This is a genomic window from Azospirillum formosense, from assembly GCF_013340925.1.
Classification (GTDB): Bacteria; Pseudomonadota; Alphaproteobacteria; order Azospirillales; family Azospirillaceae; genus Azospirillum; species Azospirillum formosense.
This window is the reverse complement of record NZ_WHOR01000042.1, coordinates 13,035-29,544: the sequence shown is the minus strand read 5'-3', so window position 1 is coordinate 29,544 and position 16,510 is coordinate 13,035. Positions and strand designations below refer to the sequence as shown.

The window sequence follows — 16,510 nt, the reverse complement described above, 5'->3', positions numbered from 1 at the left end:
GTGTTCGGGCTGCTGGGGCCGAACGGGGCGGGCAAGTCCACGCTCATCAACATCATGGCGGGGCTGGTCAACAAGACCGGCGGCACGGTGTCGATCTGGGGAACCGACATCGACGCCCATCCGCGCCAGGCGCGGGCGTCGATTGGCGTGGTCCCCCAGGAACTGAACATGGACCCTTTTTTCACCCCGCGGGAAATGCTGGAGCTTCAGGCCGGCCTCTACGGCGTGCCCAAGGCCGAGCGCCGGACCGAGGAGCTGCTGGAGGCCGTCGGGTTGCGCGACAAGGCCGACGCCTACGCCCGCTCGCTGTCGGGCGGCATGAAGCGGCGGCTGATGGTGGCGAAGGCGATGGTTCACACCCCGCCCGTCCTGGTGCTGGACGAGCCGACCGCCGGCGTGGACGTGGAACTGCGCATCCAGCTGTGGGAGCATGTGCGCAAGCTGAACCGCGAGGGCTCGACGGTGCTGCTGACCACCCACTATCTGGAGGAGGCGCAGGAGTTGTGCGACTCCATCGCCATCATCAACCACGGCACGGTGGTGGCCTGCGAGCCGACCGCCACCCTGCTCCGCCGGGTGGACGCCAAGGCGCTGAGCGTTCTGGTCGACCGCGACCTGGACGCCGTACCGGCGGCCCTGTCCGCCTTCACCGCCGAACTGGCCGAGCCGCGGCGCCTGATCATCCGCTACCAGCCGAGCCGCCAGCGGGTGGACGGCATCCTCGCCGCGCTGGCAAGCGCCGGGCTGGGGGTGGTGGATCTCAGCACCGAGGAATCGGACCTGGAGGACATCTTCCTGCAACTGACCGGCGGCGCGCACGCCCGGAAGGAGATCGCGCACGATGCGGCGTAGGGCGGCGGCCGGCCGGATGGCGAAACTGATCGTCGGGATCGGCCTTCTGCTGTCCGGCTGCACTGCGGCCTATCAGCCGATGGGCTTGCCCGTTACCCAGCCGGCCCTGACCGACAGCGCCCTGATCGCCGCCGACGGCTTCGAACTGCCGCTGCGGCGCTGGCTGCCCGAGGGCGGGGCGCCGCAAGCGGTGGTTCTGGCCCTGCACGGCTACAACGATTACTCCAACGCCTTCGACGGGGCCGGACGCAGCCTCGCCGCGCGGGGGATCGCCGTCTACGCCTACGACCAGCGCGGCTTCGGCGCCACGCGGAACACCGGCATCTGGCCGGGCACCGACACGCTGGTGGCCGACCTGAAGACGGCCGTCTCGCAGATCCACGCCCGCCATCCCGCTCTGCCGGTTTATCTGATGGGCGAGAGCATGGGCGGCGCCGTGGTGCTGACGGCGATGACCGGCCCGAATCCGCCCAACGTGAACGGCACGATCCTGGTCGCCCCCGCCGTCTGGGGCCGCGACGCGATGGGCTTCTTCCCGCGGGCACTGCTCTGGCTCAGCTACAACACGGTTCCGGGGATGGTGGTGCACCCGCCGAAGGATCTGAAGATCCAGGCGTCGGACAACATCGAGATGCTGCGCGCGCTGGGCCGCGACCCGCTGGTCATCAAAGGCTCCCGCGTCGACGCGCTGGAGGGGCTGACCGACCTGATGGGGTCGGCCCTGGCCGCCTGCGGCCATCTGTCGGTGCCGTCCCTGGTGCTCTACGGCGCCCACGAGGAGGTGCTGCCGAAGACACCGGTCAACCGAGCGGTCGAGGAGTTCGAGTCCGGCGGGCGGCATGTGGTGGCGGTCTATCCCGACGGCTGGCACATGCTGCTGCGCGACCTGAAAGGTCAGGTGGTGGTCAACGACATCGCCGCCTGGATCGAGAACCCCAAGCAGCCCCTGGCAAGCGGCGCCGACCGCAACCGCAGCCTCCTGGCCGCGAAATAGGCGTGGATGGAGGCTGCGGCAGGGTGTGAAAAAATGTCGAAAGGAGTGTTTGCACTGGGCGAGGCTTTTCGCTATGGTGCGCCTCCGCTGATGATGGACCCGTAGCTCAGCTGGATAGAGCGCTGCCCTCCGAAGGCAGAGGCCGATGGTTCGAATCCATTCGGGTCCGCCAGTTTCTTCAAGAGCTTAGCCGCTGCACCGGCTAGGCTCTTTTAGTTTGCATCCCCGTATCCCCCTTCCCTCTCGGCGCCGCGGCTGCCTGCGCCATGAATTCCGGGGCGTGATGGCCGTAGACCTGCTGGACAGTCTGTGGGCTCATGCCGACGAATCCGCCGACCTGCCAGACGTCCAAGCCGTCCCGCAGGAGCCACGTCACGCAGGTGTGACGCAGGGTGTGCGGGTGGACATCGGGACGCTTGATGTCCGACGCCGCTGTGGCGAACCCCTTCTTGACGTCACCGACCGGCTTACCGTCGCACTCCACCACGAACTGGCGGGTAAGCCGGCGAGCGATACGGAGCCAGGGCAGAAGCCTTGGCGCGATGGGGACGCGAGCGCGGCGCTTCTTCGTCTGGACGCGGCCGATCGGATTGAAGTCGATGAACCCGCGCTCCAGGTCGACGTAGCCGCCTTCCGTGTTCGGCTGCCACTGAAGCCCAAGGATCGCCTCCTTGCGCGCTCCGTGGTAGAGGCCGATCAGGATGAACATCGGCAGATGCATGTTGATGTGCATCTCCCCTTCGGCATCCTTCCACCGCCACCTCCGACGCCATGCCGCCCACAGCAGCTTGGCAGCATCGGAGCGGGTGAGAAACGCCTGCTCGTCCTTCGGCACCGGCGGCAGAACAACGATGCCGCCCTGCGTCAGGTAGCCCTCGGTCACGCACCAATTCATCGCTGCGGCCAGGGTGCCCAGCTCGCGCCGTAGCGTGGCGGGGGCTCGGGCCTTGTTCTCGGCGGCATAGCGGCGGCAGGCGCCGGCAGTGATGCTGGATACTGGCGTGTCGCCCCACCACGCGATCAGGTTCCGAATCGCGTAACGGATACGCTCCGGGTCGGCCGCGTGCGGAGAGTGCCCCTCGTAATACTGCATGAGCATGCCAGTCACGGTCAGGTCGCCCGGAGAGGCAGGACCGTTGCTTTGTGGTCCTGGTTCGTCGGAACGGGATCGCTCGCCGAGGAAGTCCGCGAAGACCTGCTGGGCTTGCTCAATATCTGCAGTGCCTGTTGAGCGCTCACGTTTCGTCCCACATTCATACCAACGGATGAAGTAGACGTACTGCTTGAATCTGGTTTTGGGGGTAGCCCCGTATTTGCTGTCGGGACCGTAGAGGACGAGCCTCGGTCCCGTGTTGGCTCTTGGCATTTGTCACCTGTCATCTTGTAGCGCTCCAGGTCGGTTCGGAGAACCAGGAGCGTGCGGCCAAACCGTCGCGCGGGCAATACCCCCTTGTTGATCGCCGCGCGGATTGTGGCCGGCTTTACAGCGCCGCCGGGGTGGAGAGCTTTGGCGGCCTCGGCAACGGTGAGGAGGTCATCTCCCGCCTCGGCGCTCATGACAGCAAGGCCTCCATGTCCTCTTCTTCCTCCAGCCGGGCGCGCAACGTGGCGGCCAGCCGGGCGAGCGTTTCAGTCGCCGCGGTCTCACGGATCATCTCGCGCTCTTCGTGAAGGGCGACGGCGAAGGGGCCTTCCCGATCGATCCCGCTCGACAGGAGCCAACCGGCCGGGAGCGGCTTGCCTGCGGCGTCCAGAGTTTCCGTGTAGGCCGCGGGGAGCCACACGGTGCCCTTCTTGGCGCCCTGCGGGCGCAAGTCTGGGCCGAACTTCTCGAAGGCGAAGCGGCTGGCGGCGTCTCCGTCGCCCAGCGCATAGGCCACGATCCGGCTGAGTTTCAGCCCGCCGACCTGGGCGGCCAGCACGGCATCAAGGGCTTCACGAAGCGTCGTCATGCCAGCAGGGCCTCCAGTTCGGCGTCCAGATCCGCGAGGTTCTTGACGGCTTGGCGGAAATAGCTGTCCTTCAGCTCGAACCCGATGCCGCGGCGGCCCATGTTGGCCGCGCACCACACCTCGGACCCGATGCCCGCGAAGGGCGTGAGCACCACGTCGCCCGGATTGCTCCAGAGATCGATGCACCGCTCGATCACGTCGAGTTGGAGGGGCGAGATGTGCTGTTCGTCCTTCTCGTCACGCGCCGACCGGTACTGCAGGGTCCGTGTCTGCCGGATATCGGTCCAGACAGGCGAGGCGTAGCGCTGCCAGATCAGGATGGACCGCCACGTCTCGAAGGGCCAAACCGCCCTGCCCTCGGCGCGCAGCTTGGCGGCGTGCGCCTCCCAGGCCGCATAGGACACGTCCAGTTCCTCGTCGCCCACCCAGGCATCGAGCATGCCGCTGATCGGCTCCAGGTTGTCGCCGGGCTTGCGGAAGGTGACCACGTAGTCCGGCAGCCCCTGCCCGCTTATCGCGCTGTCCTTGCAGAGCTGCTTGTGAAGGAGGCGGATGGACTTGGTACGCTGCTGGGCAACGACGGGGTCCTTCCAGATGCAGACCTCGCTGTGCATGATCCAGCCGGCGGCCTGATAGGTCCGCACCACATCGCCCCGGAAGTCCCGCATGCCGATAAAGCCATCGCGGGCCTTCGAGGTCGGGAGCTGCATGACGTGGACGCTGTGAAGCCGGCCCGGCATCGTGACGCGGAACAGCTCCCGAATCAGGAAGCCATAGTGTTCCCAGAACAGCGCGCCCTCGCCGTTCGAGATGTCCCGGTCCGAGTTGCTGAATTTATAGAGCCCTTCGAACGGCGGGGAGTGGATGCCGAAGTGGATGCTGTTGTCCGGGATGGCCCGGATCAACTCGCAGGCGTCGCCGTGATACAGCGCGTAGCTGTTCGTCACGACTTGGTTGAGGGCCTTGATGGCAGCGTGCATCAGGCGGCCCCCGTCGACAATCCGAAAGCGGCGTTGAGCGCGCCCGGCTTGTTCGTTCCGTCGAAGTAGCCCGTCGTGCCGAAGGCGTCGAAGACCATAAACGGGTCGCGTGCCTCCGCTTCCTTCCGGACCGGGGCCACCATCCGGAGGGCCGCCGCATGGTCGTTCTCGAACGGCCCCAATAGCAACGCCACGCGGCACCCGCGGATGACCGTCACATAGAAATTGCCCTGCTTGGTGCTCGGGGTCTGGTTCATCACGCAGCCTCATTCATCAGCCAGCCCGGCAGACGCACAGGCTGGAGGGGTTGGTAATCGCCGCGGTCACGGGACGCGGCGCGGATCGTGTCGGAGGACAGGGCGGCCATGTGGGCCACCATCATCTCGGCCATGCGGTCGGCGTCGGCTTCCTTGCGCGCGAGGTTCTCGACCACGGCGCCCTCGACGTCCGCGGCGATCAAGTGCGCCGTCACGGGCCGGGTTTGGCCGAAGCGCCAGAACCGCCGGATGGCCTGATAGAGCTGTTCGAAGCTGTCGTTCAGCCCGACGAAGCCGGTATCGGCGCAGTGCTGCCAATTCATGCCGAAGCCGCAGATGGACGGCTTGGTGATGAGGTGCCGAATCCGGCCCTGGCTGAAGTCGATGAGCTTCCGTTCCTTCACGCTCTCCGGGTCGGAGCCGCGAACCTCGACGGAGCCGGGGATCGCGGCGGCCAGGGCGGCGCTTTCGTCGTTCAGATTGCACCACCAGACGAACGGCCGGTCACCCGGCGTGATCGCCGCGGCCTTGGCGACGCGCGCCTCCAGCGTGTCCCGCCGGGCAGCCAGCCGCTCGCGCAAGGTCCGCGCAATCGCACCGCCCGTCTCGACGGTGTGCTGGACCTGCCGCAGCTCGGGCAGCCGGTACGCCCCGTCCGGATAGCCCAGGTCGGACGGCTTGCGGAGCATGACGGCCCACTGGCACATCCAGCGCCAGAACTCCGATTCGGCATGGCCCTTCAGGCGCCATTTCTGGGTGTCGCCGCCGTCGTGCACGAAGAATGTGGCGAGCATGTTGTGGTAGGGCATGACGCCGAGGAATTCGGCATGGTTGCCCAGCTCCATGAAGTCGTTGGGCGCGGGCGTCGCCGTGGCCGCGAGCCGGTATGGGATGCGGCGGCACGCCTCGATGAGCTGGTTCCGGTAGTGGCCGGCGAAGCTCTTCAGGATGCTGCTCTCGTCCAGGACCACGCCGCCGAAGTGGCTCAGATCGAAATGCTCGATCTTCTGGTAGTTCGTGACGTTGACACCGGGAGCCACCTCGGATTGGTTGGCAACCTGCCACGCGGGCAGATCGAACTTCGCGGCCTCGCGCACCATCTGCGCGGCGACGGCCAGCGGAGTGAAGACCAGCACGTCGCGACCCGTCGCCTCGTGCACGGCGTTTGCCCAGGTCAGTTCCATGAGCGACTTGCCCAGGCCGGTCCCGGCGAACAGAGCGGCGCGCCCGCGACGGAGCGCCCAGCGCACAAGGTCGCACTGGTGCGGCATCAGCACGTCCGGCAGGTCCGGGATCTCGGCGAGACCCGTCGGCGGGTCCACGATGGCCTTACGGCGCAGAAAGTCGGCGTAGGCGTCCATCAAAAGAAGTCCTCCGGGGCGGAGTGGTGCGCGCTTGTCGCACCAGCCGGCAGCGGGCGCTCATGGCCGCGCCGAACGGGACGGGATTGGGTGGAGCAGAACGCCTCCAGGGCGTCGGCGAGGGCGGAGGGGGAGCGGGCCTGCCCGGCGAGATGCAGCGCGGCGGCCTTCCACAGCGCCAGCAGCGTCTCGCTCACGAGTTGCCCCTCCAGGGCGAACACAGCGGCGCGCAGGCGCTCGGCCGCGGTCGCCGGGTCCGGGAAGGGCTTGCCGACGTAGAGGCCCGCCGCGATGATGAGTTCAGTTTCGGGAGACAGGCGGCGCGGGGCGTCCATGGCTTCACCGATGCGCGAACCAGACGCGGCGCACTTCGTCCGCGTACTGGGTGTTCAGTTGAATGGCGGCCTCAACGGTGCAGAGCACGTCCGACCAGATGATCCGCCGGCGGGGGTGCGTCCGCTTGTGCCCAAGAACGCCTAGGGCCTCCTCGTACACGGCGCCTGCGGTCTTCGGCGTGCTGGTCATGTAGTTGAAGGCAAGGAGCTTGGCGTCTTCTGGGGACATGGCGGCACCAAGGGAAAAAGTGTGGGGCGACGGAGCGCCCCACGAGGCGGGAGGAACTACGAAAGCATCTCGTCAATCAGGGCCAACTCGTAGAGTTCGAGCGTGGCGTCCTGTTCCTGGCGATCCGCCTTGTCCATCTTCCGGCGACGTATCGCCATGCGGATGATCTTCGTGTCGAAGCCGGTACCCTTGGCCTCGGCGTAAATCTCCTTGATGTCCTCCTGGAGACCGCGCTTCTCCTCCTCCAAGCGCTCGATGCGCTGGACGAAGGACCGCAGGCGATCAGCGGCGATACCGCCCACATCAGCGCCCGAGTTGTGCCCGATGCCCGGCTCGGTCATGGCGGCCTCAGAACGCTTTGCCGCCGGGGAGGCGGCGCGCTTCGAGCTTGTGATCGGGACGGGTGGTGTTGAACTCCACCTTCTCCAGCACCGCCCCGGCGAGGTCGAAGCCCTCATACTCGGGCAGCGTTTCGAGATAGCCGGCCAAGTCGAAGATGCGGATCAACGCGTCCGCCAACTCCACCTCGATCATCGACCGATGCGGGAGCTTGTCGTCTTTCAGGCCCTTTCGGTAGCCCTCCATGCCCTCGGAAATCTCCGAGTGGATAAGGCACAACATCTCCCCGACATTGCGCCGCAGGTCCTCACCGGTCACCGGATCGGTGTACCAGCCGGCACGACGAGACGCGCCGTGGCAGACACGAACCGCCGTATCGAGACCGAGGAAAATCCTCTGTTGGTTGGTCTGATCCATGACGGCCTCCCTTACGCCAGGAGGTCGTCAAGGTCGTCGCCGGACGAGCCGCCGCTGTCCACGGCGTCGAACTCGTCGTCGGCAGACGCACCGCCGCCCAGCCGTTCGCCGTCCGCGATCTTCTGGACGTTGCCCAGGCCGAAGCTGAACCCCTTATTGCCCTTGTTCTCGTAGTAGTAGGGCTTCTCCAGGGTCGCGCGGACGTAGCAGCCCGAGTAGCACTCCTCCTCGGTGAGGTCTTCCTTGCGGCGCCCGATGACCTGGGGCTTGAACTTCGTCTTGACGTTCAGATAGATCGCGCCCTCTTCGTACCCGCTGTACTTGGCGGCCTTCTTGTCCGCCTTCTGGAACGGGTTGCGGTAGTCGGCGGGGTCCGCGTTCTTGGTCTTCTTGAACGTCTCGTCCCGGACTTCCTTGTAGGCCTCCAGCAGCGCGCGGAATTCCGGGGTGGCCTGGGCCTCCTTGTCGAAGACCAGCGTGCACGAGAACATCAGCTTGCCGCTGTCGTTGGGCTTGGCCGTGAACAGGTCGGCCGCCCAGAGCAGGCGGGCCTTCGGAGTGAGGATGCGCTTCTTGTCGGACATGACTTTGGTTCCTTTGGTCGCTTAATCGGTGATGGCGTCGAACTCGCTGGCGGCGGTGCCAGCCCCGGTGATCGCCTGACGGGGGTCTTCATCGCGGGCCAGCGTCGGGGTGGCCCGAGGGGTGAAAGTGAGCCCGGCGAGCTTGGACTTGGCTTCCTTGGTGAAGCCCTTGACGCCCTGCGCCTTGAGCAGCGCGCCGACGGCCTTCTCGGCCTGGGCGGGCGAAATCACCTTGCGCGGGGCGTAGTCGTCGTCGGCCAGCCCCAGCTCGTCCAAGACGATCGCGGCTTCCACCTCGTCCGCCCACACCCGGCGCCCGAGGCCCTGCACCAGCTTGTAGCCGGGCACCGCGCCGCCGGAGTTCAGCAGCCCGAAGGCGTAGGCGCGCACGGCTTTGAGCCACGTCTCCAGGATGTCCGCCCGGTCCAGCACGAACGCCAAGCGCTCCGGGGACAGGGTGGACGGGTCGGGCACGGTGGGTTCCGCGTCGACGGAAAGCTCCTCGAACTCGGCGACGGCGAGCGCCTTGCTCTGGTGCTCCAGCTCGGGGCAGAGGTGCGCCGCGGGGCAGAACCCGCAGTGCCCGCCGGCGGCGAGCTTGGGGGTCTGCACGGTCGTGGCTTCCGCCGCGTCGAGGAGGTCACTGGACCATTCCACAAGGTCCAGCACGTCCACGCGCTCCCAACGGATCTTGCCGTCCTTGTGGAAGGCGCGAGGCTGGACGACGTAGAGGTGCACGTATTCGGGCTGCACCCCTTCGCCGGCCAGCGTCTCCAGGGCGCCGAGGGCGTAATAGCGGAGCTGGGTGTTGCCCCGCACCTCGACCGGGACGCCCTTGCCGTGCTTGTAGTCGGCGACGTAGAGCCACTTCAGCTCGGGTTTCCAGATCAGGATGTCGCAGGTGCCGAACATCGCGACGTCCGCCGCCGCGAGGGCCGGACGGGCGTGGGCCAGCGGCGTGAGGTCGAAGCGGCGTTCCAGATACAGGACGTCGCCCGGCTCCATGTTGCCGCGCACCCAGTCAATCGCGACCTGCACGGCCTCGGCCATCTCCTCGTCCACCTCGAACCCCTCGGGGAACTCGGTGCACTTGCCGAAATGGCGGCCGGTCATCTCGATCGCGTCGTGCCCGCCGGACAGACACAGCTCCAGCGCCTCGTGAGCCGCCGTGCCCTCCGCCGCATACTGGCTGGAGGTGTTCGGGATGCCATGCGACAGGGCCACGGAGCCGGGGCACGCCATCCAGCGATACGCCCCGGAGGCGCCGAGCGTGGCGTGCGCCCGCACGCTGTGCCCGGCGTTGGAGGGCGCGGAGCCCCCCTCGCACAGGACGGCCATCAGATCGGCTTGCCGGCCAGGACGGCCATCAGCTCGCCGAACTGCTCCGGCTTGATCTCGCTGGACTTGCCGACCTTCAGGTGATTGAGGACGGCGCGCGTCGCCGCGGAGCCGGCCTTGATCGCCCAGTCACGGAACGCCTTGTTGATCTGGTCCTGGGTGTAGGTGGTGGAGTAGCAGGCGTCCCACGGGTTCTTGGGCGCTTCGGGCTCCGCAGGGGTGTCGTCCAGCATCGCCAGCACGTCGTCTTCATCGGTCGGCGCCGGGGCGGGCTCCGGCGTCGCGGCGGCGGGCTGGGCGGTGGTGTTCTTGGCGGCTTCCGCAGCGGCGTTGTCCGCCTCGATCTCGGCCTTCGTGCGGCGCTTGCGCCTGGTCGGCTCGTCCTCGCCATTGGCCGGGGCGTCCGCGGCGGGCGTCAGGGACGTGCTGCCGAAGAGCGCGCCGTGCAGGGCGGCGACGGTGGCGCGGAGGACCGGAACGTCATCCGGGCCGGTAAGGGTCATGTTCAGCATGAGTTTCAGGCTCACTTTTGCGGGTTGCGGGGTGGGTGTCAGAGGTGCCGCGAGCGTCCAGCGGATCTGCTGGAAAGGGCTCGCGTCTTCCCACGGGAGCGGTTCGTCCATCGGGTCCAGGCCGGCGGTGTTCAGCCGGGCGCAGTAGGCGTCATCGATGAGCCGCACCGCCGTGGTGCGGAAGTCCGAGGGGGCGGCGAGCAGCCAGGGCTTGCCCGCCACGAGGTCCGGCCACGCCTCGACGGGCTCCGCGCCCAGGTCGCTCATCAGGCCCAGCAGCCGCTTGCCGTCCTCAGTCTCCGCCAGGGTGGCGAGCGTCCGCTCGCGCTCCTCCTGGGCGATCCGGGCAAGCGCCCGCGCCTGACGGCGCTGTTTGTCGAGGCGTTCCTTGTTCACGACAGCATCGCCGCCATGTCGGTATCGAGGTGCCGCACGCCCCACAGGGCCAGGAGGGCGGCCTCGGCGCGGCCGTCGTGCTTCTTCAGGGGCCAGTTGGAGGCGTAGGCCGGCAGCAGCTCGGAAGCGCGGGCGCGGGCGGCGGTCTTGTCGGCGGGGACGCGCAGGGTGCGCTTCCACTCCGCCGGACGAACCAGCGTGAGCGGGATGTGCATGGCGGTCAGCACGCCCCTGATGCCGCCCCAGGTCGCGCCGAACTTGAAGGCCCCGACGGCGCCCTCACCGGGCATCGCGCCGACTTCCTCCAGGATGGCGTCACAGGCCTCAGAGGTGTGGCCGTCCAGCAGATCGCGCAGGCGGGCCAGATCCAGCTCCCGGCGCACCTTGGTCGCCCTGCCCTTCCCCACGACCTTCTCGACCACGGGCAGGTCGTAGATCGTCATGCTGCGCAAGGTGCCGTCCAGATAGCGGGCCTTGGCGATAGCGCCGGTCAGACCCGGATCGATGGCGAAGATCACGGACATGCGGGCTCCTGCGCGTCGGGCGCGTGGATCATTTCGTTGAAGGAGACCTGACCGCCCGTGGCCGCGGAGATGCGGAGGGCGATGTCAAGCCGGGGGATGCGCTGGAACCGCCTGTAACGGTTGACAGCCTTCTGACTGGTGTTGACCTCAGCGGCGAAAGCCTCCTCCGTCCGACCAGTCTGTTTAAGCCATGCATCGAGCGTCATGCCTATTGGTCTAACGCGAGACCCGATGGACTGGCAAGGTGGTTTTATCAAAACCGCTGGACTTTCTAAGACCAATCGGTTTTAATGAGCCTATGACGAAGCTCAAGGAAATCAGGGAGGCCCGCGGGCTCTCTCAGGAGCAGGTCGCCGAAATGGCCGGCACCTCTCAGCCCCAGATCTACAAGCTGGAAAAGGGGCTCCGAAGCATGACGCTCGACTGGGCTGCCAAACTGGCGCGAGTGCTCGATGTTCCGGTTGCCAATCTCCTGGAAGATGCCGACAAAGGCGACCACATAAGCGCGGCCTTAGAAAGGTTTGTGCGCGGCCATGAAGGCTCGTTCCGTGCGGTCTCCGCTAAGCGTCTAAGCGACGAGCCACATCAAGCTCAACAACGCTCCAGCGCCACCATGCCGGTCTACGCCGAGACTTGGCGCGGTCTGGCCGAGGAACCGATTGATGAAATCGCCCGGCCTGTGAATCTTGCGACGGCGCGCGACCCCTATGCACTGCAGGTCACCAGCGAGACGATGATGCCTCGTTTCAGGCCAGGACAAATCCTGCACGTCGCGCCGAAGAAGCCTCCAGTTCCCGGCGCTGGCGTGGTCGTGCAGATGCAGGGTGGCGAGATGCGGCTGGCGGAATTCGTGCGCCGGACTGGCGACGGCTTCACCCTGCGCGAATACCACCCGGAGCCGCGCGAGTTCCAGGTTTTCCAGACCGAGCTGGACGGGAACCTCCATACCGTGGTCGGACTGACCGAACCATTCTAAGACCAATCGGATTTAAAACCGTGTGGACGTGAAAGACCATATGGATTAGCGTCTCCTTCGAACCCAACGAAGGAGGCACGCCGTGTCCAAGCGCACCCACCCGCCTTTCTGCTCCTCGCCGCCGCGCCATAACTTTGACACCCTGACCGAAGAGGGGGCCCGCCGCCTCGCCACCCAGATCAAGGCGGCCTGGGCGAAGGTCGGCTACGACGTCAAGACGTCCGTCGAGCGTGGCATCGGCTTGGACGGTGTGCCCGGCGGCTACTTTGTTGTCCGCTCCGATCTCTTCCGCGGCATGCCCCGCCGTCGCTTCCCGCAGGGCGCCGCCTGATGCGCCCGATCCTGCGGCTTCTGCCCGCCTGCATCTGGTTGTGGCTGGTTCGCCGCCACGCCGAGCGCGCCACCATCTCCGGCAAGTTCACGGTGCACGTCGCCGGTGACGCCGCGATCTGCTTCCGGGAGGCCGATCAATGAGCGCCCGCCGTGGAGACTGGATGCAGACGGCGACCGGCCGGCAGTTCTGGCCGCGCCCCAGCGAGGTCTACATCGAGGACATCGCGCACTCGCTGGCCCACCAGTGCCGCTATGCCGGCCACTGCCTCAGCTTCTACAGCGTCGCCCAGCACAGCGTGATCGTCTCTGACGCCCTGCCGCTGGAGTTCGCGCTGTGGGGCCTCCTGCACGACGCCAGCGAGGCCTACCTCGTGGACGTGCCGCGCCCGGTGAAGCCGTTCCTGCCCGGCTACAAGGATGCCGAGGCCGCCGTGATGCACGCGATCTGCGTCCGCTTTGGCCTGACACTGGAGATGCCCAAAACGGTCAAGGTGGCGGACGAGCGCGTGCTGGCCGACGAGAAGCACCAGCTCATGGCCGACGGGCCTTGCACCTGGAAGCTGCGCTACCCGCCGCTCGGTGTGCGGATCGACCCGCTGCCTCCTGAAGAGGCCAAGGCCCTGTTCCTGGCCCGGTTCCGCGAACTGGCGCCGAATGAAGTCATCAGAGGCTGAAGAGATGCTAGTGCGCGTCGGCATCCCCTCCAGCTTTTCCTTCTTCACTGGGGTAGCTGCTGCCCTGGGCGCTCCCGTTTTGATCTCGGCGAATGCTTTACGACGCCCTAGCCGTCCGAAATTTCAACTGCCTCGGCCGCGTGTTTTCTCGGGCTGCAACGTGGCCCTGGACAGCGCTGGATTTGTGGCCATGAGCAAGTTCGGTGGGTTCCCCTGGACTGTAACCGAATACGTCGCCTTGGCCCTACATCTGGAGCGGACACTGGGGGCTTTGTTCTCTTGGTGGTCTTCCATGGACTTTTGCTGCGAGCCTGAAATTGCGGCCGACGCGGCAGAAGTTCTGCGGCGGCAACTCATGACCGTCGAATACCTACGCCTTTGCCGCGAAGAGGCCGTGCATCAAGGCGCCAAGCCGCCCATGCCGGTCCTTCAAGGCTGGACGCCCGACGACTATGAGCGCTGCGCCGCCTTGATGGACAATTTGCCTCCTCTGGTCGGCGTGGGGAGCGTGTGCCGCCGACACCTGCACGGCCCCGCCGGCCTGCTTGCAGTCATGGAGCGGCTGCACGCCATCCTTCCCGACCACGTCAAGCTGCACCTGTTCGGCGTCAAAGGCGATGGCGTGCGCGCCTTGGCCGGGCACCCGCGGCTCGCGTCCGTGGACAGCATGGCTTGGGACCTCGCAGCCCGCAACGACGCCCGTCTTCTGAAACTGCTGCTCGACATGCGGCCAGACGAGACCGTCTACGACCTCGCTTTTCGCGCCCGGCACCTGCGCCGCTGGTACTCCTCTCAAACCGCCGCTCTGCATTTGGATCCCCGACATGCGATACGCCCCTCTGCTTGCCTTTCTGGCCTGCATCCCCGCCGCAAACTGGATGGTGGGAAACGTCGGCGTCTCCTGTGCGCTTGACGGCCCGTGTCTCGTCCCGGTTGCCCCTGGGCTAATGGCTCCCTCGGCCGTGCTGGTCGTCGGTGCCGCCATGGTCCTTCGCGACTTACTGCAACATCGTCTCGGCCAACGTTACGCGATCGCAGCCATCGTTGGCGGAGCCGTTCTTTCCGCCTTGTTCGCGCCTCCGCAACTGGTGCTGGCCAGCGGAGTGGCGTTCCTGCTGTCCGAGGTTGGAGACATGCTGGTCTATACGCCGCTCGCCCGCAGGCGTCTCTTGCTCGCCGTCGCAGCCTCGGGTGTCGTCGGGGCCGTGATCGACAGCTCGGCCTTCCTGTGGCTTGCGTTCGGGGACCTTGGGTTCTTGCCCGGACAGATTGTGGGCAAACTCTGGGCTACCGGCGCCGCCCTTCCCGTGATCCACGTCCTGCGGGCGAGGTTCGCATGACCCGCATCCTCCACCTCGACTTCGAAACGCGCAGCACCGTCGACCTGCGCAAGTCGGGCGTCTACCGCTACGCCGAAGACGCAACGACGGACGTCTGGTGCGCCTGCTTCGCCGTGGACGAGGAGCCGGTGGAGGTGTGGACGCCCGGCCAGGCGGTCCCCGAAGCCTGGGTGCGCGCGTGCGCCGAGGGCTGGGAGATCCACGCCCACAACGCCCAGTTCGAGCGCGTGGTCGTCACCCGCCTGTTGGCCCCACGCTACGGCTGGCCCGTGCCGCGGCTGGAACAGTGGCACTGCACCGCCGCCATGGCCGCCGCGATGGCGATCCCGCGTTCCCTGGAGGAAGCCCTGCGCGTCATGGGCGTGCCGGTCCAGAAGGACATGGAGGGCGCCCGGCTGATGATGCAGATGGCCCGCCCGCGCAAGCCGACGAAGGACCATCCGGGCCTGCGCTGGTGGGACGAGCCCGCCAAGGTCGAACGGCTGATTGCCTATTGCAAGGTGGACGTCGAGGGCGAACGCGCCCTGGGCCTCCGGCTCCGCCGCCTCTCCCCGGAGGAGCGCGCCGTCTATCTGCACGACCAGCTCATCAACGACCGCGGAATCAAGCTGGATCTCGGGCTGGTGCATGCCGCGCGCGAGCTGACGGCGAACGCCCAGGCCATGCTGAACAAGGAGCTGGAGGAGGCCACCTCTGGATGGGTGGCCGCCGCGACCAAGGCGAAAGACCTGACCGCGTGGCTGGCCGCCGAGGGGATCGAGGCGGACAGCGTGGCGAAGGCCGCCGTGCGCTCCATGCTCGCCGACCCGGATACCCCCGACATCGTGCGGCGCGCCCTGGAGATTCGGCAGGAAGCCGCCAAGTCCTCGACCGCCAAGCTGTCCGCCATGCTGCACGCCGTCTGCGCCGATGAGCGGGTGCGCGGCCTGCTGCTCTATCACGGCGCCGGCACGGGCCGGTGGTCCGGGAAGCTGGTGCAGCCGCAGAACTTCCCGCGGGCGAGCGCGAAGGAGGACGTCATCCAGTTTATCCTCCAGTGCGCGGACGCGGCGCTGGTCTCGATGATGCTGGGCGCCCCGCTCGCCATCGTGGCCTCCCTGCTCCGCCCCTGCCTGATCGCGGCGGAGGGGCACGACCTCGTGGCTGCCGACTATTCGAACATCGAGGGCCGGGTGACGGCGTGGCTGGCCGGCGAGACCTGGAAGCTCCAGGCGTTCCGCGATTACGACACCATCACGGGCTACACGCCCGACGGCAAGGCGGAGCGCAAGGGGCTCGATCTCTACGTGCTCGCCTACGCCCGCTCCTTCTCGCTCGACCCCGCCGAGGTGGACGACCAGAAGCGCCAAGTCGGCAAGGTCATGGAGCTGTCCATGGGTTTCCAGGGCGGCGTCGGGGCCTTCCAGAACATGGCAGCCAACTACGGGGTGAAGGTGCCGGACGAAGAGGCGGACCGCCTCAAGCGCGCGTGGCGCGACGCGCACCCTGCCGTCGTCCAGATGTGGCGCGACCTGGAGGCCGCGGCGCTGGAAGCCGTGCGCAACCCTGGTGCCGTGGTCCGGTGCCTGCGCGGCCGCATCGCCTTCCGCGTGAAGGGCGGCTTCCTCTGGATGGTCCTGCCGTCCGGGCGCCCGCTGGCCTACGCCTCGCCCAAGGTCGAACGGGCCGAAATGCCCTGGACCGAAGAGGCCTGGGTGCCCTGCGAGACCGAGGGTAAAGCCTTCTTCCTGTATGGCGACGCGATGCTGGAATACGACGCCGAGCGGCGCCGCGCCCTGGTGGAACAGCCCGCCATGAAGGAGGCGGTGACCTTCTGGGGCCAGGACAGCAAGACGCGGAAATGGTCGAAGCAGAAGGGCTATGGCGGCCTCTGGACCGAGAACGCCGTCCAGGCCACCGCCCGCGACGTCATGACCAACGGCATGAAGCAGGCGGAGGACGCCGGCTATCCCGTCGTCCTGACTGTCCATGACGAGGTGGTGACCGAGCCGCCAGATGGCCACGGGTCCGTTCAGGAGTTCGAGGCCATCATGTGCAACCTGCCGGCCTGGGCGGCGGGACTGCCCGTCGCTGCGGCTGGCTGGCGGGGCAAGAGGTACCGGAAATGAAACTTAATT

At 67.1% G+C, this 16,510-nt stretch carries 23 protein-coding genes, 1 tRNA gene and 1 pseudogene; 10 read left to right on the top strand and 15 right to left on the bottom strand.

From position 1 onward, the window contains the following. The 3 genes from GBZ26_RS08380 to GBZ26_RS08370 form a co-directional block, all read left to right on the top strand. Positions 1–852 (top strand): ABC transporter ATP-binding protein (locus GBZ26_RS08380; protein WP_174438447.1); only part of this gene is annotated, 852 nt, incomplete at its 5' end. Positions 853–868: 16 nt separating this feature from the next. Beyond that, positions 869–1,846, top strand: coding sequence for an alpha/beta fold hydrolase (locus GBZ26_RS08375; protein WP_174438446.1), 978 nt, complete (start codon positions 869–871; stop codon positions 1,844–1,846). A gap of 95 nt (positions 1,847–1,941) precedes the next feature. Beyond that, positions 1,942–2,018, top strand: a tRNA-Arg gene (locus GBZ26_RS08370). A 30-nt stretch (positions 2,019–2,048) separates the two neighbouring features. Here GBZ26_RS08370 and GBZ26_RS08365 read toward each other — a convergent pair. The 15 genes and pseudogenes from GBZ26_RS08365 to GBZ26_RS08295 all read right to left on the bottom strand — a co-directional run bounded on the left by GBZ26_RS08365 (position 2,049) and on the right by GBZ26_RS08295 (position 11,276). Continuing rightward, on the bottom strand, positions 2,049–3,212 hold the full coding sequence (locus GBZ26_RS08365) for a tyrosine-type recombinase/integrase (RefSeq protein WP_246654148.1): 1,164 nt from the start codon (positions 3,210–3,212) through the stop codon (positions 2,049–2,051). A 26-nt stretch (positions 3,213–3,238) separates the two neighbouring features. Further along, positions 3,239–3,403: pseudogene (locus tag GBZ26_RS31000) on the bottom strand (helix-turn-helix domain-containing protein); the annotation flags it as partial. After that, positions 3,400–3,798, bottom strand: coding sequence for a hypothetical protein (locus tag GBZ26_RS08355; RefSeq protein WP_174438443.1), 399 nt, complete (start codon positions 3,796–3,798; stop codon positions 3,400–3,402). The gene GBZ26_RS08355 and the pseudogene GBZ26_RS31000, both read right to left, overlap by 4 nt. Further along, positions 3,795–4,778 carry a DNA-methyltransferase gene (locus GBZ26_RS08350; protein ID WP_174438442.1) on the bottom strand — a complete coding sequence of 328 codons (984 nt, stop codon included), beginning with the start codon at positions 4,776–4,778 and terminating at the stop codon, positions 3,795–3,797. Before GBZ26_RS08350 ends, GBZ26_RS08355 begins: the two co-directional genes overlap by 4 nt. Next, positions 4,778–5,035 carry a hypothetical protein gene (locus GBZ26_RS08345; RefSeq protein ID WP_174438441.1) on the bottom strand — a complete coding sequence of 86 codons (258 nt, stop codon included), beginning with the start codon at positions 5,033–5,035 and terminating at the stop codon, positions 4,778–4,780. Before GBZ26_RS08345 ends, GBZ26_RS08350 begins: the two co-directional genes overlap by 1 nt. Further along, positions 5,035–6,396 carry a DEAD/DEAH box helicase family protein gene (locus GBZ26_RS08340; RefSeq protein WP_174438440.1) on the bottom strand — a complete coding sequence of 454 codons (1,362 nt, stop codon included), beginning with the start codon at positions 6,394–6,396 and terminating at the stop codon, positions 5,035–5,037. Before GBZ26_RS08340 ends, GBZ26_RS08345 begins: the two co-directional genes overlap by 1 nt. Further along, a complete protein-coding gene (locus tag GBZ26_RS08335) occupies positions 6,396–6,731 on the bottom strand; it encodes a hypothetical protein (RefSeq protein ID WP_137142806.1) in 336 nt (111 codons plus the stop codon). Before GBZ26_RS08335 ends, GBZ26_RS08340 begins: the two co-directional genes overlap by 1 nt. 4 nt (positions 6,732–6,735) lie before the next feature. Beyond that, positions 6,736–6,960, bottom strand: a complete 225-nt coding sequence (locus GBZ26_RS08330) for a hypothetical protein (RefSeq protein WP_174438439.1) — start codon at positions 6,958–6,960, stop codon at positions 6,736–6,738. Positions 6,961–7,016: 56 nt separating this feature from the next. Next, positions 7,017–7,301, bottom strand: coding sequence for a DUF2312 domain-containing protein (locus tag GBZ26_RS08325; RefSeq protein WP_174438438.1), 285 nt, complete (start codon positions 7,299–7,301; stop codon positions 7,017–7,019). A gap of 7 nt (positions 7,302–7,308) precedes the next feature. Further along, positions 7,309–7,716, bottom strand: coding sequence for a nucleoside triphosphate pyrophosphohydrolase family protein (locus GBZ26_RS08320; protein ID WP_211104644.1), 408 nt, complete (start codon positions 7,714–7,716; stop codon positions 7,309–7,311). 11 nt (positions 7,717–7,727) lie between these two features. Next, positions 7,728–8,300 carry an ssDNA-binding protein gene (locus tag GBZ26_RS08315; RefSeq protein ID WP_137142804.1) on the bottom strand — a complete coding sequence of 191 codons (573 nt, stop codon included), beginning with the start codon at positions 8,298–8,300 and terminating at the stop codon, positions 7,728–7,730. A gap of 21 nt (positions 8,301–8,321) precedes the next feature. Further along, positions 8,322–9,638, bottom strand: coding sequence for a DUF2800 domain-containing protein (locus tag GBZ26_RS08310; protein WP_174438437.1), 1,317 nt, complete (start codon positions 9,636–9,638; stop codon positions 8,322–8,324). Next, entirely contained in the window at positions 9,638–10,546 is a 909-nt protein-coding gene (locus tag GBZ26_RS08305; protein WP_174438436.1) for a hypothetical protein, read from the bottom strand. Before GBZ26_RS08305 ends, GBZ26_RS08310 begins: the two co-directional genes overlap by 1 nt. After that, on the bottom strand, positions 10,543–11,070 hold the full coding sequence (locus GBZ26_RS08300) for a RuvC family protein (protein WP_174438435.1): 528 nt from the start codon (positions 11,068–11,070) through the stop codon (positions 10,543–10,545). The genes GBZ26_RS08305 and GBZ26_RS08300 overlap by 4 nt, the downstream gene beginning before the upstream one ends. Next, positions 11,061–11,276 (bottom strand): helix-turn-helix domain-containing protein, encoded by a 216-nt coding sequence (locus tag GBZ26_RS08295; protein ID WP_137104103.1) that lies wholly within the window; start codon positions 11,274–11,276, stop codon positions 11,061–11,063. Before GBZ26_RS08295 ends, GBZ26_RS08300 begins: the two co-directional genes overlap by 10 nt. A gap of 92 nt (positions 11,277–11,368) precedes the next feature. Between GBZ26_RS08295 and GBZ26_RS08290 the strand changes: the two genes are divergently transcribed. The 7 genes from GBZ26_RS08290 (at position 11,369) to GBZ26_RS08260 (ending at position 16,501) form a co-directional block, all read left to right on the top strand. Next, positions 11,369–12,046 carry an XRE family transcriptional regulator gene (locus GBZ26_RS08290; RefSeq protein ID WP_174438434.1) on the top strand — a complete coding sequence of 226 codons (678 nt, stop codon included), beginning with the start codon at positions 11,369–11,371 and terminating at the stop codon, positions 12,044–12,046. Between the two features lie 82 nt (positions 12,047–12,128). Beyond that, positions 12,129–12,377, top strand: a complete 249-nt coding sequence (locus tag GBZ26_RS08285; RefSeq protein WP_174438433.1) for a hypothetical protein — start codon at positions 12,129–12,131, stop codon at positions 12,375–12,377. Further along, positions 12,377–12,520, top strand: coding sequence for a hypothetical protein (locus GBZ26_RS08280; protein WP_174438432.1), 144 nt, complete (start codon positions 12,377–12,379; stop codon positions 12,518–12,520). Before GBZ26_RS08285 ends, GBZ26_RS08280 begins: the two co-directional genes overlap by 1 nt. After that, positions 12,517–13,053: a phosphohydrolase gene (locus GBZ26_RS08275; protein ID WP_174438431.1), complete on the top strand. Its 537-nt coding sequence runs from the start codon at positions 12,517–12,519 to the stop codon at positions 13,051–13,053. Before GBZ26_RS08280 ends, GBZ26_RS08275 begins: the two co-directional genes overlap by 4 nt. After that, the gene (locus tag GBZ26_RS08270) at positions 13,034–13,966 is read left to right on the top strand and encodes a deazapurine DNA modification protein DpdA family protein (protein ID WP_425514963.1); all 933 of its coding nucleotides are present in this window, start codon (positions 13,034–13,036) and stop codon (positions 13,964–13,966) included. Before GBZ26_RS08275 ends, GBZ26_RS08270 begins: the two co-directional genes overlap by 20 nt. Positions 13,967–14,015: 49 nt before the next feature. Next, positions 14,016–14,393, top strand: coding sequence for a VUT family protein (locus GBZ26_RS08265; protein ID WP_343207305.1), 378 nt, complete (start codon positions 14,016–14,018; stop codon positions 14,391–14,393). After that, a complete protein-coding gene (locus tag GBZ26_RS08260) occupies positions 14,390–16,501 on the top strand; it encodes a DNA polymerase (protein ID WP_174438428.1) in 2,112 nt (703 codons plus the stop codon). Before GBZ26_RS08265 ends, GBZ26_RS08260 begins: the two co-directional genes overlap by 4 nt. Positions 16,502–16,510: the final 9 nt, after the last annotated feature.